Consider the following 16,577-nt stretch of genomic DNA (forward strand, 5'->3'; position numbering starts at 1 on the left):
GACTTTTCGCATGGCTCTATCACCGCTCGTCGCCCTAAACGACGGCCACCGGATCCCGCAGATCGGACTCGGCACGTGGCCACTGAACGGCCGCGAGGTGGCCACCGCCGTCGTAAATGCAGTGGAAGCCGGGTACCGGCATATCGATACTGCCGTTAGATACGGAAACGAAGCCGGTGTGGGCGAAGGGATCCGGGCAACCGGCCTGAACCGTGAGGAGTTGTTCGTCACCACCAAACTCGACGGAGAATTCCAGGGCGGGGACAAGGCCCTGGCCGGCCTCGAAGGATCCCTGAAGCGGCTGAATATGGACTACGTCGACTTGCTCCTGATCCACTGGCCACTGCCCCGGCGCGGGGAGTTCATCTCTACCTGGAAGACCTTCGAACGGCTTCAGGGTCAAGGTAAGGCCCGCTCGATCGGGGTGTCGAATTTCAAGCCATCCCACTTGGAACAGCTCATGTGGGCGAGTGACGTGGTGCCCGCCGTCAACCAGATCCAGCTGAACCCTTCCGTCACGCGATCGGCCGACTGCGCCTACCACCAGCACCACGGAATCGTCACCGAATCGTACAGCCCGCTCGGGTCAGGTTCGGGCTTGCTCTCCGCGCCGGTGTTGCAGCGCATTGCCATCAAACACGGCAAAACCGAAAGCCAAGTGGTGCTGCGCTGGCATGTTCAACAGGGGCTCGTCACCATCCCAAAGTCCGCCGATCCACAGCGAATGAAAGAAAATATCGACGTCTTTGAGTTCGTCCTGGACGACGAGGACCTGGCGGCCATTAACACACTGGATGAAGGGCCGGAGGCTGGCGTGAACTCGGACGTCCAAGGTCACTGAAGGGTGGCAAAAGGCGTTCTCCCGCGAGTTTTCCGCAAACACCGACTGGCAGAAAAATAGTAAGCATGTTTAGTATTGAGCAGAAGGACGAAGCGTACCCGGCACACCGGGTGCCTCCTCAATGAAAGAAGAAGGAACGATAAAATGGGTTTTTTCGCATTTCTGATTCTGGGCCTCATCGCCGGCGCTATTGCTAAGGCCATCCTCCCAGGCCGGCAGGGCGGCGGCATCTTCATCACGCTGCTGCTCGGCGTCGTCGGAGCAATCCTGGGTGGGTTTATTGGCAGCGCACTCTTCGGCGTCGGCATCAACGAGTTCTTCTCGCTGTCCACGTGGCTGCTGGCAATCGGCGGCGCGATCATCGTGCTGCTGGTGTACGGCATGATCACCAGGCGCACCGCCCGCTAGACATAGCGCGGCCGAAGCCGGCCCCGGGTCATTTCCCGGGGCCGGCTTCTTAGCTAGAGCGCCTAGCAGGATGAAGCTTCACACCGTACTGAGCCCCCCACAAGAGCAGGAGTTCGCCATGAAATCCAAACTTCTCTTAGGCGTAGGAATTGCCGCCGGTTACGTGCTCGGATCCAGGTCCGGCCGGGCAGCGTACGACAAACTCAAAGCCCGCGCCGCCAGCATCTGGGACAGCAAACCAGTTCAGGACAAGGTTGCCGCCGCCACTGAGGCCGTCAAGGAAAGGGCACCCGAAGTGGGCGACCAGCTCTCTGAGGCAGCGCGGCGGGCCGGCACAGTGCTCAGTTCCGCCATGCACCGCGACGCTTCAACGGCCGGCGGCGGCGCTGCGTCCCCGTCAGCAGGGGCCGCCGCGTCAGGTGGCGACTCAGACAGTGAGCACGTTCCCGCGCACAGCACGCACCCGGAGACGGTCAACCTCGGCACGTCCGACGTCGAATCCGATCCTGCCCTGAACGATTCGTCGGGCCAGGACTGGTCCGATGAGGGCGGCGCCACTCCGGCAGGAGCCGCAACCAACGTGGACCCCAAGAGGCAGTAATTAAGGTGTAGTCCCCTGATTGCGGGATCCGATCGCGGACGCGCTCCGCGTCGGGTCCCGGTGCAATCTCGGGTCCTGGCCAAGTACACCCAGGGCCCTGATTTGTCCTCAGCATTATTGTCAGACCCCTCTGGCAGAGTTCTCGTATGGAAGCCATAGGGGAAAGCGCAAGCGGCACGGCGGTCCGGGCAACACTTCCGGGCCGCCGTATTTCGCAGCTGCGCGGCATTCCTGGTCCAGGGGCGTTTACCCCTGCCTCCCTGGCCTCCCTGGCCGGCGCACCCGCCGTGGCGGACACTTCTGCGTCCGACGGCGGGGCTGCCGCCGGCTTTGGTGCCGCCGGTTTTGGCGGGGCGAGCGACCGCCTGCAACTGTGCCTGGTGCTGCTGGAAGCCGCCGTCGAATCCGCACCCGGTGAGCTGGCCCTGGCCGGTTTCCCGGCCGCCGCGGATTTCGCCGGGCTCGCCGAAGAGATCGCCCGCCGGGCCGAGCACCTGCAACTCCCCAGTGCGGTGGCCGTGGACCGGACCCGCACCGAAGCGATCAACGCCGCCGGACCCGCACCGAAGCGATCAACGCCGCCGGACCCGCAAGCAAAGCCGCCGGCTGGACCACCGGCTGGGGCCACGACACCGAAGCCGCGGATGACGACGGCACCGCTGCCGCTGGTGCCTCTGGCTCGGCCGCGGCCGCTTCTCCAGACTCTGTTGCCGTTCCCACTTCACCCTTCGGCGCCGCCGCCAGCAACGGCCGGGTTTCGGCGGTGTCGCTGGCTGATGACGGGTGCCGGAACACCGCCGAGTTCCTCAGGGTCCGGCTACGGATCGGCACCGGGGAAGCCCGCCGCCGTCTCGCCCTGGCCTCCGCCGTCCCCCCCGCACCGGCATCACCGGCCAGCCCCTGCCCCCGGCCTGCGAAGAAACCGCCGCCGCCCTCGCCACCGGCACCATCGCCTCCCGCGCCGGCACCATCATCACCACCGCCCTGGGCCTCGTCCGCCACATCGCCGCACCCGAGGACCTCGCCCGGATGGAACACGTCCTGACCCGCACCGCGACCACCAACGACCAGGACTTCCTCACCCGCATCACCCAGCGCTGGACCGACGCCATCGACCAGGACGGCACCGAACCCAGCGAAGAAGACCTCCGCCACCGCCAAGGCACCTTCCTCCGCCGCCCCCGCCGCGGACTCCACCACCTCGAAATCTTCGCCACCCCCGACCAATACGAACACCTCCTCACCGTCATGAACACCGCCACCAACCCCCGCACCCCACTCACCACCGGCCCCGGAAACAGCGACGCAGACGGCGAGAACGGCACCACCACGGACACGAACGAAGGCACCGCTGCGGGACCTCACACCGGGCCGGGATTCGGCGCCGCAGCCGAGGCCGCCGCCGACACCGCCCACCTGGAACGCCGCACCCGGCCCCAACAACTCCTCGACGGCCTCATCGGCGCCTGCAAAACCGCCCTCGCCACCGCAACCCTGCCCGCCACCGGCGGCCTCCGACCCCAAGTCATGGTCACCATCAGCTACCAGGACCTCCTCAACCGCCTCGAAACCACCGCCACCAACGGAGCCCGCTACAACACCACCGCGAATCGCCGTCCCCGGTCCACCGGCGGCAACCAGCCCGGATCCCCCGCCGACGGGCTACCCGGCACCGCGACCGGCACCGGCACTTTCACCTACACCGGCCCCGTCACCCCCGCCACCATCCGCAAAATCGCCTGCGACGCCGACATCATCCCCATCCTCCTCGGCAGCGAAGGCCGCATCCTCGACATCGGCCGCACCACCCGCATCTTCCCGCCCCACATCCGCAAAGCCATCACCGCCCGCGACCAAGGCTGCACCTTCCCCAACTGCACCATCCCCGCCCCCTGGTGCGAAGCCCACCACACCACCTACTGGTCACACGGCGGACCCACCAACACCGACAACGGCACACTCCTCTGCACCCACCACCACCACCTCATCCACAAAGAACAATGGACCATCCACATGCAAACCGGCATCCCCTGGTTCATCCCCCCCCACCCCACATCGACCCCAAACAAACACCCCGCCGCAACCACCAACACCACAACTAAACCCACCCCCGGGAACGCAAGCCAGCCGACGCAACAGCGCGCAAGCCACGAGGGTGGCGGGCGCACGCACAGGGCGCCTGGTCACAGGTAGTTGAGGGCCAGTGGTAAGAGCGCTGGGGCAATCGGCAACGGGCGCGCCACGAGCCGAAGCAGAAAGCGGCCGAAGCAGAACGCAGACGGCGGACGGACACGTGCACGGCTGATCTTCAAGCCGCAAGCTGCCGGGGCCAACTACCGCCGTCCGATGACCACCGTCGCGTCCAGTTCCTCCGAATAGGCAATGCGGGGCGTCAGGCCTCCTTGGGTCATGGCCAGCGCGGTCTGGTGGGCCTGACGGCGGCTCGTTTCAATGAGCAGGTGCCCTCCTGCCTGGAGCCATGCAGGGGCTTCCGCGATTACCCTTCGCTGGACGTCGAGCCCGTCCGGCCCTCCATCAAGGGAGACCCGCGGCTCGTGATCCCGGGCTTCGTGGGGCATGCTGCTGATGGAAGCAGTGGGCACGTAGGGCGCGTTGACCGCCAGAATGTCAACGCGCCCTCGCAGTCGGGCGGGCAGGGCCGCATAAAGGTCGCCTTCATGAACGTCGCCGCCTGCCGGGACAACGTTCCCGCGGGCGCAGCGCACTGCGGTGGGATCGACGTCGGCGGCATGCAACTCGATGCCTGTGACTGCCGCGGCCAACGCGGTGGCCACCGCACCTGAGCCACAGCAAAGGTCCACGACAATCCGCTCCGGCCGCGTCGCGAATGGTTCCATCACCGCAGTGGCCCTCGCTGCCAGCGCCGTGCCTCCGGCGCCGGCCGGTGCGACCGCTGGTCGTGAGTCATAAGCATCCGGACCGGAGGCTGGTGCCCCAAGCAGCACGGCGGCCTCACGGACAATGAGTTCGGTGCGCCGGCGTGGTACGAAGACCCCGGGTTCCACCGCGATCCGCAGGCCGCAGAACTCGGCCCAGCCAAGGATATGTTCGAGTGGAAACCCGCCAACCCGCCGTTCGACCGCGGCGGCCAACTCACTTGGGGAGAACGGGGCGGCAAGAAGGAGTTCGGCTTCGTCCTCGGCGAAGACACAACCTGCGGCGCGAAGCTGGGCGATGACGGCAGAACGGGAAAGAGATGGATGAGCAAACGGCATGGGAGCGTCCTTCGGTTGAAAGATGGGCACTCCGCGCATCGGCTAGCTCCGTTGGTCCGGACGGCAGCCGGCAGGGAGAACCCAGGCTGGCATTGCAGTAATGGTTCCCACCTCCCCCGGCTCTCCAAAGCGGCGCGCACTTCGGCGCCTGCGAATCTTCATGTTATCTGACCCGGAACCGGGCAGCTCTTGGCAAGATGGAGCCATGACGCCCAGCGAAAACCAGCCGCTCATCTGGACCGGCTCCTACACCTCGGACAGCGGCGGACACGGCGCGGGAATCGGAGCCATCTCGGTGGCCCCGGACGGAACCCTCACGTGGCGCGGCACCGCTGCGAAGGCGGATTCGCCGTCCTTCATTGCGGTTCACCCGTCTCTGCCCATGGTCTACGCCGTCGGCGAGACGGCCAAAACCGTCCAGGCCTACCGCCGGAGGGGGGAATTTGGGCTCGAAGCGGCTGGTGAACCGTGGGCCGCCGGCGAGGCTGCGTGCCACGTCGCCGTCGACCCCGGGGGCAGGTTCCTGATAGTTGCCTGCTGGGGCGACGGCCAGGTGCTGCTCTACGGGCTGGATGCCGACGGCGGCATGACCGCCCGCTTCGCAGCGGCGCCTTCCGCGGATCCTTACGACGGCGGCCGGGCAAGCCGCGCCCACGCGAGCCTGATGCTGGCCGACGGCAGGATCATGACAACTGACCTAGGCCATGACCTGCTGCGCATCTGGCACTACCTGCCCGAGGCTGGCCTGTCACTCGATCACGAGGTGCTGCTTCCTAAGGACAGCGGACCCCGCCATCTGGTGCAGCATGCCGACGGAACCGTGTTCGTGGTCTCCGAGTACTCCATCGAGGTTTTTGCCGTGCGGGCTGCGTCCGGTGCGGGACCATTCGAACTCGTCGGCGAAGGTCCGGCAACGGCCGGCCGAGCCCTGGAAGGCGATTCGGCAGCGGAGATTGCGCTCTCCCCCGCCGGTAAACATGTGTATGTGGGAGTCCGGGGTTCCAACCGGATCTGCGTGCTGGAGGTCAGCACGACCGGGCAACTTCGCCCCGTCATGGACTTTCTCAGCGGAGGCGATTGGCCGCGGCACCACCTGGTCCGCGATGGCTGGCTTCACGTGGCCCACGAGCGTTCCCACGACGTGACGACTTTCCGCCTTGACCCCGAAACCGGCCTGCCCGGAGGCGTGCACCACCGGCTCGTTACGGGTTCCCCTACGGCCCTGGTTGTGGCAAGCTAAGCCACAAATCGACAAGCCCAATACAGGATTCGTCATTCCTATTACCAAGACCTACAGCGACACTTACGTCGTTGTAACGATGACTTTTGGGTCGGGCAGGTCGCCCGGCAGGTCATCCGGACGGACCGGGACAAGCAGAGTCGCTTCGCGGAAGGTTTCAGCCATGTTCACCAGCTCTGTCCACGTTTTCTCCCGTGCCGCGGCCGCGGCGTCCGCCCTCCTCCTTGTGGCAGTGGCCGCTCTTCCCGCCCAAGCGGCACCCGGCACAACGGCACCGGCCACAACGGCACCGGCCACAACGGCACCCGGCACATCGGGGCCGGGCTCGCCATCAGGTGACCGGCCGCCGTCGGGCGCTCATTCCCTGCGGGCGCCGGTAACTGACGAGAACTTCTACTTCGTCATGGCGGACAGGTTCAGCAACGGAAACGCGGCCAACGACGACGGCGGCCTCGGCCCGGATCCGATGGTGTCCGGCTTCGATCCCCAACGCAAAGGTTTCTACAACGGCGGCGACCTGAACGGGCTGCTGGACAAGATCGATTACATCCAAGGCCTGGGGACCACGTCCATCTGGCTGACGCCCAGCTTCAAGAACAAGGCCGTTCAGCCGGAGGACAACTCCGCCGGTTACCACGGGTACTGGGTCACGGACTTTACGCAGATCGACCCCCATCTGGGCACCAACGCGGAGCTGAAGGCGCTCATTGACCAGGCCCATTCGCGCGGAATGAAGGTGTACTTCGACATCATCACCAACCACACGGCGGACGTCATCGGGTACAAGGAAGGCGCCCGCTCCGGCTACGTGTCCAAGGACAAGGCGCCCTACCGCACAGCCTCCGGGGCGGTCTTCGATGACCGCGACTACGCCGGCAAGTCCGACTTCCCACAGCTCGACGCAGAAAAGTCCTTCCCCTACACGCCGGTGCTTGACCCCGCCGAGAAGAACCTCAAGGTTCCCGCCTGGCTCAACGATCCCACGCTGTACCACAACCGCGGGGACACCACCTTTACCGGGGAGAACTCCTTCTACGGAGACTTCTTCGGCCTGGATGACCTCTTCACGGAGCACCCCAAGGTGGTCGACGGCATGAAGGACATCTACAAGACCTGGATCAGGGATTTTGGCGTGGACGGCTTCCGGATCGACACGATGAAGCACGTCAACGACGAGTTCTGGCAAGATTTCGGCCCCGACGTTCTCAGCTACGCGAAGGAGCAGGGCAAGAACGAGTTCTTCATGTTCGGCGAAGTCTTCGACACGTCCAAGAGCTTCACATCGCAGTTCACCACGCGCAACAGCATGCAGGCCGTGCTGGACTTTCCGTTCCAGGACGCCGCCCGCAATTTCGCGTCCCGGAGCCAGGATGCCAGGCAGCTGGCAACCTTCTTCAACGGGGACGACTGCTACACCGATGCCGACTCCAACGTGTACCAACTGCCCACCTTCCTGGGCAACCACGACATGGGCCGGATCGGCAGCTTCATCAGCTCGGACAACCCGGACGCGAGCGATGCCGAACGCGTGGCCCGCGACGAACTGGCCCACGAGCTGATGTACTTCTCCCGCGGCAACCCGGTGGTTTACTACGGCGACGAGCAGGGGTTCACCGGCTCCGGCGGTGACCAGGACGCCCGCCAGACACTGTTCGCCAGCAAGGTGCCTGAATACCTCGACGACGACCTGCTCGGCACCGACGTGACGCATGCGACCGACAACTTCAACACCGGGCATCCGCTGTACGGCAAGATCAGTAAACTGGCGAAGCTGGCCAAGGACCATCCCGCCCTTCGCGACGGCGCCCACCAGCACCGTTACGCGGCGGACGGCCCCGGCATCTACGCGTTTTCCCGCACCGACTCCAAGGACCAGCGCGAGTACGTGGTGGCACTGAACAACAGCGAGCAGCCCCAGACGGCGGCCGTCCCCACGTACATCGCGAAGCGCAACTACAGCCTCATCTACGGGGCGGCGGCCGCCGACGCCAAGACGTCCGCGGACGGAAAGCTGACCGTCACGGTTCCGCCGCTGTCCGCGGTCGTCTATGAGTCATCCGGCCGGATTCCGAAAGCCAAAGCGGCACCGGCTGTCTCGCTTCGGGCCCCCACCCCCGCGGCGCCCACCGGCGCCTCCCAGGGTGATAACGGCAGGATGCAGGTGACGGCCGACGTCGGCGGTACTTCGTTCTACGAGGTCACCTTCCAGGCGAGGAGGCCCGGCGGACGGTGGGAGCCCATCGGCACGGATGACACGGCCCCGTACCGCGTGTTCCACGACGTCGCCGGGCTCAACCCAGGTGCCAGGGTGGAGTACCGTGCCGTGGCACTGGACAACGCGGGCCACACGTCCGTCAGCAGCGCGCGGGCCGTAACGGTTCCCGCGCCCGCACTGACCATCCAGCAGCCGGCGGAAGGCAGCACGGTCCAGGGGAACGTGGAAGTGGTTGCCACGGCGGATCCGGAAAAGGCCAGCCACGTGGTGGGCTTTGAGCGGAGCGTGGCCGGCGGTCCGTGGAGGGCGGTCGGCGAGGCCGATTCATCCTCGCCCGCCTACACCGCGACCGACGATCTGGCCGCGCTGAACCTGGCAGACGGCACCGAGGTGCGCTACCGGGCAACGATGGCCGGTTCAGGTTTCAACGTGGTGAGCGGCGTGCGGACCGTGCTGGTCGGAGCCGCACCGCAGCCTGAAAGCGTCACCGTGGCGGGCAGCCTCAACAGCGAAATGGGCTGCCCTGACGACTGGCAGCCCGCGTGCGAGTCGGCGTTCATGACGCTGGACCCGGCCAGCCGCATCTGGAAACTGACCGCGGACCTTCCCGCCGGCCAGTATGAATTCAAGGCCGCCATCAACGGTTCCTGGGACGAGAACTACGGCCAGGACGGCGCCCCGAACGGGTCCAACGTCCAGTTGAATCACGACGGCGGTCCGGTCACCTTCCGGTACGACCACAGCACGCACGTGATTACTGCCGGATGAACGAATTGGGCTCCTAGCCGCGCAACGACTCCTCCACCGCGGCCAGCAGCGAGTTGAACCGCTCGTTGCCGGCCAGGCTGTCGAGCAGGACGGATTCGCCGTCGGAATCAGCGAGCGGGACCTGCCAGTTGGGGTACTGAGCCGACGTTGTCCCTGGCTGGTTCTGCACCCGGCGTTCGCCCACGGCATCCACGAGCGCCACACCGAGCAGGACCGACGGGGACTGCGCGAGCAGGCGGTGCAGTGCCTCGATCCGCTCCTGCTCGGTGCCGGGCTCGTCGGGGGGCAGGAGACCGCGCTGCCGGAGCAGGCCCATCATTTTGTCCAGCTTGGCGTTGTGCTCCAGCCGTTCTTCCTCCGCGGACCGTTCCAGCAGGCCGAGCCCGTTTCGGAGGGTCACGTGGTCTCCGGCGAGGTAACCCGCGGTCGGCGGGAGGTCGTGCGTGTTCACGCTGGAGAGCGCCTGCACACGGTACCGTTCCGGCGGAAGCGGGGCGTCGCCGTCGTTCTCAAACCACAGAATGGAGGTGCCCAGAATCCCGCGTGCGGCAAGGTAATCCCGCACCCAGGGCTCGAATGTGCCCAGATCTTCCCCAATCACTACGGCGCCGGCGCGCTGGGCCTCCAGCGCGAGGATCCCGATCATGGCGTCGTGGTCCAGGCGGACGTAGGCGCCGTCCGCCGGCGAGTTGCCCGCGGGCACCCACCAGAGCCGGAAAAACCCGAGAATGTGGTCCACCCGGATCCCGCCGGAATGCTGCAGCACGGTTGCCAGCATCTCCCGGAACGGCTGGTAGCCCGCTTCGGCGAGGCGGGTGGGATGCCAGGGCGGCTGGTGCCAGTCCTGGCCCAGCTGGTTGTACATGTCCGGCGGCGCCCCCACGCTGACGCCGGGGGCGAGGACGCCGCGCAGCGTCCAGGCGTCGGAGCTTTGGAGGTCCGCCCCGACGGCCAGGTCATGGACGACGCCGAGACGCATCCCGGCACGCCTGGCGGTGCGCTGGGCGGATTCGAGCTGTTCGTCGCAGAGCCACTGCAGCCAGCGGTGGAAGTCGATCCGTTCCGAGAGTTCAGTCCTCAGCCTCTCGAGCAGCGGCGACCCGAGCGCCGCCGCGGGATCGGTCCAAAACGGGTCATCGGCGTCAAGGTCCTCCCGCACGGCGCACCAGAGCGCGAAATCGTCCAGGCCGGCACCTGCCGCGCGGCAAAAGTCCTCAAACGCCTGCTGCCGGGAGGGCGAACGGCGGGCTTGGTGCAGCAGTTCCAGCGCGGCCAGCTTCGCGGCGTACACGGTGTCCCGGTCCAGCCGGGTGGTGTCCTTGTTCAGCTTCTGCGCCTGTTTCCTGAGGCTGTGAATGACTGCCTGCGTTTTCGGTTTCAGATAGGCCAGCTCGGGGATCGCCTCGATCCTCAGGTAGAGCGGGTTGAAGAAACGCCGCGTGGACGGCGAATACGGGGAGGGCTCCATCGGCGGCACGGGCTCCGCAGCATGCAGCGGGTTCACCAGCACATAGTCGGCGCCGTGGGCACCCGCGAGCGCGGCCAGTTCCGCAAGGTCGGCGAAGTCGCCGATGCCCCAGGACCGCTTGGAACGTACGGAGTACAACTGTGTGGCAAGGCCCCAGCCGCGGCGCTCCTCCAGCGCGGCGGCCGTGGACAGCCGGGCGGGAACCACCACCAGCGCGGCCTCCGCAACCTTGCCATCGGACTCAGCCCGCAGCGTGTGCCAGCCCAGGCCGGTATTGTCCGGCACGTCGAAGGTGGCCCGGCCGATGCTCACACCGTCTACGACGCGCGGCTCCACCCAGATGTCCTGCTGCGGGGCGACGAGCTCCCGTCCGTCCTCCGTTGAGACAGTCAGGCGGACCGCGGCGCCGTGCCGGACATGAACCGGGACCAGCGCCGGGGCGCCTTCCTGGGCCACGACGGCGGGAGGCAGCATCCGCCGCCAGGGCGCCAGCTCCGCGTCGGCCAGTGCCGCCTCGATGAGCTGGTCCGTGCTGGCCTGCACACCCAGGGCGGCCAGGACGCGGACGAGTGTGGCCGGCGCAACCTCATGCGGCAGCCCGTCCCAGCCCTGATACGACGTCTCCACACCGTGGACCTCTGCGAGCCAATGCAAGAGCTCGGGGCTGACGGAACCGGCGAGCCCCGGCTCGTTATGCTGGGAATCAGCTTGCTCCCGTGCGGTGCCCGCAGCCGTCTGGTTGGCGTCCGGATCGGCCGGTGTTCCGGACGATGCCTCGTGCTGGCTGGGAGCCTTCATTTATGTCCGCCTCGTCTGCTGTGATCGGCCCGAAATTACAGTGCTGCCCGTTGCGGCCGGCCGCTTTTCAGCATGGGCGCAACTGCTGGTTCCGATTATTGCAGGGCGACGCCGGGCCGGGTCCAGCGCTACGGGCCATGACGCGTGTTGCCCAAGGCTTCGGGGCAAAGGGCTAGGCGCTGGGTGAGGCGGGCCGCAGGGGTCCTGCCCGCATTCGGGAACACGTAGCTCAGGATGCGGTACAGGCCTTCTGGAGCCGGGCGACAGAGTCGCTGGGAACCTGGTCTCCGGCCTGGGCAATCTCCCTGAGGGGGGCCGTGATCTCGGACGGAACTCCGGCGGTTTCGGCGCCGGCCACGAGTCCTGTCAGTGCAGCCTTGTCCGACGCGCTGACCAGTCCGTCCTCCAGCAGAGCGCAGATCTGGCCCTTCACCTGCTCGGCCGCGGCGTTGGCAACTCCGGACGCCGCCGAGCTGGCCGCGTTCTGAACCGCTCCCTGGGCCTGGCCGCAGCCCGCCAGAAATACCAGCGCGGGGAGCATGGACAGTGCGAGGAAGGAACGTTTCATGCTGCCAGCCTAACAACCGGCTGATGGCAGCCGGTGCAGGCCAACGCCGGAGCCAGCGCCGCCTAGCGTTCCGCCTGACAACGGTGTCGGCGTTGCTGCGGGCCTTTGCTTGCCGCAGGTGGGCCCCAATAACAGTCAACGGCGACTTGCGGTTGGCAGGGTTAGCCGCCAGATTCGACCGTTGACTTGTCTCGTGGACATCACCTAGCGTTCCAGACACTGACAACGTTGTCTGCGGGAGGACACGCGCGATGAAGGGCGATCTTAGCAAGATGTACACCAGAAAATCACGAAGAATGCAGGCATGCACTGCGCTGATCACGGCGGGTCTCAGCCTGGCCGCGGCACTGGCCGGAGCAGGACCAGCACCGGCAGCCGGAACCGCAGGCGCGGCGGGAACGGCAGGAGACGAGCAGTACCGCCCGGCCATCCATTTCACACCGAAGCAGAACTGGATGAACGATCCCAACGGGATGGTCTACTACAAGGGCATCTACCACCTCTACTACCAGCACAACCCGTCGGGAAACACGTGGGGAAACATGTCCTGGGGCCACGCCACGTCCACAGACCTGGTGCACTGGAAGGAGCAGCCGCTGGCCATCCCCACAGACGACCAGCAGGACATCTTCTCCGGCAGCGTGGTGGTGGACACGAACAACTCGTCCGGGTTCGGAACCGCCGGGAAACCACCCATGGTGGCAATCTTCACCAGCGCCTACAAGGACGCCTCACCATACCGGGGGCTGCAGGCACAGTCGCTGGCCTACAGCCTCGATGACGGCCAGACCTGGACAAAGTACGCCGCCAACCCGGTGCTCAACCGCAATTCGGCGAACTTCCGCGACCCCAAGGTGTTCTGGTACAGCTCGCCCGGAGGGGGCGGCTACTGGGTGATGGCTGCGGTCGAGGCAACGGAACACAAGGTGCTGCTCTACAAGTCCAGCAACCTCAAGGACTGGACGCCGCTCAGCGAGTTCGGTCCGGCCAACGCCACGGGCGGGCTGTGGGAATGCCCCGACCTCTTCCCGCTCGCGGTCGACGGCGATCCGGCGAACGTCAAGTGGGTCATGGTGGTCAACATCAATCCCGGCGGTGTGGCAGGAGGATCGGCCGGCCAGTATTTCGTGGGCAAGTTCGACGGCACCACCTTCACTTCCGAGAGCACGAAGGCCAGCGACTCATTGCCCGCCGGCACACCCCTTGCAGGCTTCAACGACGGCACGTACAACGGCTGGACGGTGGCCAACGAACCCGGCAACCGGAAGAACGGGCCGTTCGGGGATGCCCCCGCGGCCGGAACCCTGCCAGGGCAGAACGCCGTCACCGGTTTCGCGGGCACCGGACTGGTCAACTCCTTTAACGACGGCGACTGGCCACTCGGCTCCGTGAACTCCCCGGAATTCACGGTGGACAGTGACTACCTCAACTTCCTGGTGGGCGGGGGCCAGCATCCGCGCGTCTCGGACAAGCTCGACAACACACCGCCGCCCGGCGACCTGCTGTTCAACGGTTTCGAAGTCGCCGACGGTTCCACCCTGGCCGACGCCGGCTGGACCGGGACCGGCGATCTCGCCCCGGCGTTCCAGCCCGCCACGGCGGGCGGTGACTTCTTCATCGGCGCAAAGCGCATCAACACGTTCGAAGCGGGCGGAGCTCCCGGTGACGACAGGCAAGGAACCATGACGTCGCCGTCGTTCATCCTGTCCCGGAACTTCATGAGCATGCTGGTGGGCGGCGGGCACCGCACGGCGGACTCGGGCCAGGTTCTCGAGGCCCAGCTGCTGGTGAACGGCAACGTGGTGCGGCGCCTGGCAGGCGACGACGCCGGGGCCCTGAACTGGAAGGGCTGGGATGTGTCGGAATTCGCCGGACAGCCCGCACAACTGCGAATCGTGGACCAGGCCACGGGAGGCTGGGGGCACCTCACCCTTGACCACGTCATGCTCACCGACCAGGCGGCCGTTCCGCGCTCCGACGAGACCACCGTGAACCTCGTGGTCGGCGGCCAGGTGGTCCGGACGGCCACCGGCGCGAACAGCGAAGTCCTGGACTGGACATCCTGGAACGTCGCGGAATTCAAGGGGCAGCGGGCCACCATCAGGGTGGTGGACAACAACCGGTTCGGCTGGGGCCACATCCTTGCCGATGAGTTCGTGGCATCACCCCGGCCGGCAACGCCCAGGCTGCAGTCCTACGACTGGCTGGATTACGGCCGCGACTACTACGCGTCCGTTTCCTTCGGCAACATGCCCCAGGACAAGCGCATCATGCTCGGCTGGATGAACAACTGGGACTACGCCAACAGCATTCCGACGACGCCCTGGCGCAGCGCCATGTCCCTGCCCCGCCAGGTTGCGCTGACCCAGACCTCAAGCGGGCCGCGGCTGACGCAGAAGCCCGCCCAGCAGGTGGATGGCCTCGGCACCGGGGTGAGCTATGCGGAAAAGCATGCGCGCAACATCGCCCCGGGCACCCATCCGCTACCGGCGGCTGCCTTTGGGCAGGTGCAACGGATCGACGTGACGCTGGCGCCCGGGACTGCGTCGAAGTCGGGAATCACGGTGCTCGGGAACGGCGGCACGTCAACCGTCATTGGCTATGACAAGGCAGCCGGGGATCTGTACGTGGACCGGAGCAACTCCGGAAACACTGCCTTCCACCCGCTTTTCGCCTCGGTGGAGTCGGCGCCTGTCACGGTGGATGCCAGCGGCAACGTGACCCTGCGCATCTACGTCGACCGGTCATCGGTGGAGGTCTTCGCCCAGAACGGGCTGCGGACCATCACGGACCAGGTCTTCCCCGATCAGGGTGCAAACCAGGTGGCACTCTTCGCCGAAGGCGGCACCGCCCAGCTGAAGTCGATCACTGTCACGCCGCTGGCCAACTCCATGTCCGGCGCGGCGGACAAGCCCAGTAAGAACCGGGGCTAGCGTCCCGGGCTGGTCCCATCAGCTCACTGAGACAGCAGCGAAAGGGCCGGTGCCCGCATGAATTATGCGGGCACCGGCCCTCATCGTTGCCAGGCACAGCCTGCAGCGCGAATCAGTGAACCGGCTGGAGCCAGGTCAGCACCGAGCCGTCCTCCTCGATGTGATCCGCCAGTTCGCCGTTGAACGTTGCCCCGTAATCCGCGCTGATGTGCTCTTGGAATGCCGCGTCGTCCTCGTAGACCTCGAATACGAAGTACTCCCGGGGATTGTTTTCCCGGGTGTACGGGAGGAACAGCTGGTTGCCAGGCTCGCTGCGGACCTTTTCTGTCAGTTCGCGCATCATTTCCGCGACGCGGGCTTCGCTGCCGGGCTTCACGGTGAATTCGGCGTACAGCGTTTTGGTCATGGGATTCCCCTCTGGTGGATTGATGTGGTTTGGGATCAATATGGGCCGGTTGAAACTAGGCAGGCGGCCGGGTGCGGCTCAGTGCGGCGGCCGGATCTCCCCGGATCCCCGCTGAACGAGTTCCGACGGGACGACATACGTCTGCGGGGCGCGCTGGTCGCCGTCGATCCTGGCCAGGAGCCGCTCCGCGGCGAGCTTCCCGATCCGCTCCGGATGCTGCGCGATGACGGTGATGCCGGGGTCCATCATGTCCGCCAGGGTGAAGTCGTCGAACCCCACCAGGGCCACCCGCTTGCTGGCACCGAGCTCCTTCAGAGCCCGCATGACCCCGAAGGTGACGAGGTTCTGGCTGGAGAAGATGGCGGTGGGCGGATCGTCGGACCTCAGCAGCTCAAGGGCCGCCTGGCGGGCTGCCTCCTCGTTATGCAGGCCCTCGAGCACTGGAACCGAGGAGGTCGCGATGCCAGCCCGGCCGAGTTCCTCGATGAAACCCCGTCTGCGTTCGCGGGCTGTTTGGATGTCTGTACGGTCACCCAGGTAGGCGAGCTTGGAGTGGCCGTGTGCGATCAGGTGGCCGGCGGCCATGGCTGATCCAACGGCGTTATCCGTCACCACGGCGTCCGCCTCGATGCCCACGGGTTCGCGGTCGATGAAGACCATGGGCAGGTCGCGTGAGTGCTCCGGGATGACGTAGGACTGGCTTTTCGCGATGGGCGTCAGGACCAGGCCGTCCACACGCCGGCCCAGGAAGGCGGCAACCAGGGCTTTCTCCCGTTCCGGGTCGTCGTCGAGGCTGGCGGCAAAGACCGCAATGCCTCGAGCGGTCAGGGCGTCCTCCATGGCGCGGTGAATCTCGCCGCTGAAGGGGTTGGACACGCTTGGCAGCAGGAGACCGATGGAAAGGGTCTGGCGGCCCGCCCGGCGAAGGCTTCCCGCCGCCATGTCCAGCTGGTAATTGAGCTGCTGGGAGGCGCCGAGGACGCGCTGGCGGGTTGCCTCGGACACGCCCGGCTCATCGTTCATCACCCGGGAGACGGTCTTGATTCCGACGCCGGCCAGTGCCGCGACGTGGCGCATCGTGGGCCGGTTCTTTGT

Annotated in this window: 12 protein-coding genes; 7 read left to right on the forward strand and 5 right to left on the reverse strand. The window is 66.4% G+C overall.

Annotated elements, in window-relative coordinates; genetic code table 11:
- The first annotated feature begins 10 nt into the window (after positions 1–10).
- The 4 genes from B1A87_RS16640 to B1A87_RS16655 all read left to right on the forward strand — a co-directional run bounded on the left by B1A87_RS16640 (position 11) and on the right by B1A87_RS16655 (position 4,043).
- Positions 11–841, forward strand: a complete 831-nt coding sequence (locus tag B1A87_RS16640) for an aldo/keto reductase (protein WP_078029059.1) — start codon at positions 11–13, stop codon at positions 839–841.
- A gap of 144 nt (positions 842–985) precedes the next feature.
- Entirely contained in the window at positions 986–1,249 is a 264-nt protein-coding gene (locus tag B1A87_RS16645) for a GlsB/YeaQ/YmgE family stress response membrane protein (protein WP_078029058.1), read from the forward strand.
- Between the two features lie 118 nt (positions 1,250–1,367).
- Positions 1,368–1,850 carry a hypothetical protein gene (locus B1A87_RS16650; RefSeq protein WP_078029057.1) on the forward strand — a complete coding sequence of 161 codons (483 nt, stop codon included), beginning with the start codon at positions 1,368–1,370 and terminating at the stop codon, positions 1,848–1,850.
- Between the two features lie 783 nt (positions 1,851–2,633).
- A complete protein-coding gene (locus B1A87_RS16655; RefSeq protein ID WP_313902492.1) occupies positions 2,634–4,043 on the forward strand; it encodes a DUF222 domain-containing protein in 1,410 nt (469 codons plus the stop codon).
- 140 nt (positions 4,044–4,183) lie between these two features.
- On the opposite strand, the gene B1A87_RS16660 is transcribed toward B1A87_RS16655, so the two are convergent.
- On the reverse strand, positions 4,184–5,086 hold the full coding sequence (locus B1A87_RS16660; protein ID WP_078027510.1) for a putative protein N(5)-glutamine methyltransferase: 903 nt from the start codon (positions 5,084–5,086) through the stop codon (positions 4,184–4,186).
- A 205-nt stretch (positions 5,087–5,291) separates the two neighbouring features.
- Here B1A87_RS16660 and B1A87_RS16665 point away from each other — a divergent pair, with 205 nt between their 5' ends.
- Together B1A87_RS16665 and B1A87_RS16670 are read left to right on the forward strand one after the other, a co-directional pair.
- Entirely contained in the window at positions 5,292–6,326 is a 1,035-nt protein-coding gene (locus tag B1A87_RS16665) for a beta-propeller fold lactonase family protein (RefSeq protein ID WP_185982350.1), read from the forward strand.
- Between the two features lie 163 nt (positions 6,327–6,489).
- Entirely contained in the window at positions 6,490–9,309 is a 2,820-nt protein-coding gene (locus B1A87_RS16670) for an alpha-amylase family glycosyl hydrolase (RefSeq protein ID WP_078027344.1), read from the forward strand.
- Positions 9,310–9,322: 13 nt separating this feature from the next.
- Here the strand turns inward: B1A87_RS16670 and malQ are convergent, their stop codons facing one another.
- Both malQ and B1A87_RS16680 read right to left on the reverse strand, forming a co-directional pair.
- Positions 9,323–11,575, reverse strand: a complete 2,253-nt coding sequence (gene malQ / locus B1A87_RS16675) for a 4-alpha-glucanotransferase (RefSeq protein ID WP_078027345.1) — start codon at positions 11,573–11,575, stop codon at positions 9,323–9,325.
- 229 nt (positions 11,576–11,804) lie between these two features.
- Positions 11,805–12,143 carry a hypothetical protein gene (locus B1A87_RS16680; RefSeq protein WP_078027346.1) on the reverse strand — a complete coding sequence of 113 codons (339 nt, stop codon included), beginning with the start codon at positions 12,141–12,143 and terminating at the stop codon, positions 11,805–11,807.
- Between the two features lie 296 nt (positions 12,144–12,439).
- Here B1A87_RS16680 and B1A87_RS16685 point away from each other — a divergent pair, with 296 nt between their 5' ends.
- Positions 12,440–15,076 (forward strand): GH32 C-terminal domain-containing protein, encoded by a 2,637-nt coding sequence (locus tag B1A87_RS16685; RefSeq protein ID WP_078027347.1) that lies wholly within the window; start codon positions 12,440–12,442, stop codon positions 15,074–15,076.
- A gap of 112 nt (positions 15,077–15,188) precedes the next feature.
- Here B1A87_RS16685 and B1A87_RS16690 read toward each other — a convergent pair whose 3' ends face one another.
- Positions 15,189–15,482, reverse strand: a complete 294-nt coding sequence (locus B1A87_RS16690; protein WP_078027348.1) for a putative quinol monooxygenase — start codon at positions 15,480–15,482, stop codon at positions 15,189–15,191.
- 78 nt (positions 15,483–15,560) lie between these two features.
- Complete coding sequence (locus B1A87_RS16695) at positions 15,561–16,559, reverse strand: LacI family DNA-binding transcriptional regulator (RefSeq protein ID WP_078027349.1); 999 nt, start codon at positions 16,557–16,559, stop codon at positions 15,561–15,563.
- Positions 16,560–16,577 lie beyond the last annotated feature (18 nt).

This window comes from Arthrobacter sp. KBS0703 (assembly GCF_002008315.2).
In the GTDB taxonomy this organism is placed as follows: domain Bacteria; phylum Actinomycetota; class Actinomycetes; order Actinomycetales; family Micrococcaceae; genus Arthrobacter.

Bases quoted from the DNA above. Each gene is read 5' to 3' on its own strand.
- B1A87_RS16640 (WP_078029059.1), top strand. From the start codon at position 11: ATGGCTCTATCACCGCTCGTCGCCCTAAACGACGGCCACCGGATCCCG.
- B1A87_RS16645 (WP_078029058.1), top strand. From the start codon at position 986: ATGGGTTTTTTCGCATTTCTGATTCTGGGCCTCATCGCCGGCGCTATT.
- B1A87_RS16650 (WP_078029057.1), top strand. From the start codon at position 1,368: ATGAAATCCAAACTTCTCTTAGGCGTAGGAATTGCCGCCGGTTACGTG.
- B1A87_RS16660 (WP_078027510.1), bottom strand. From the start codon at position 5,086: ATGCCGTTTGCTCATCCATCTCTTTCCCGTTCTGCCGTCATCGCCCAG.
- B1A87_RS16665 (WP_185982350.1), top strand. From the start codon at position 5,292: ATGACGCCCAGCGAAAACCAGCCGCTCATCTGGACCGGCTCCTACACC.
- B1A87_RS16670 (WP_078027344.1), top strand. From the start codon at position 6,490: ATGTTCACCAGCTCTGTCCACGTTTTCTCCCGTGCCGCGGCCGCGGCG.
- malQ (WP_078027345.1), bottom strand. From the start codon at position 11,575: ATGAAGGCTCCCAGCCAGCACGAGGCATCGTCCGGAACACCGGCCGAT.
- B1A87_RS16680 (WP_078027346.1), bottom strand. From the start codon at position 12,143: ATGAAACGTTCCTTCCTCGCACTGTCCATGCTCCCCGCGCTGGTATTT.
- B1A87_RS16685 (WP_078027347.1), top strand. From the start codon at position 12,440: ATGCAGGCATGCACTGCGCTGATCACGGCGGGTCTCAGCCTGGCCGCG.
- B1A87_RS16690 (WP_078027348.1), bottom strand. From the start codon at position 15,482: ATGACCAAAACGCTGTACGCCGAATTCACCGTGAAGCCCGGCAGCGAA.
- B1A87_RS16695 (WP_078027349.1), bottom strand. From the start codon at position 16,559: ATGCGCCACGTCGCGGCACTGGCCGGCGTCGGAATCAAGACCGTCTCC.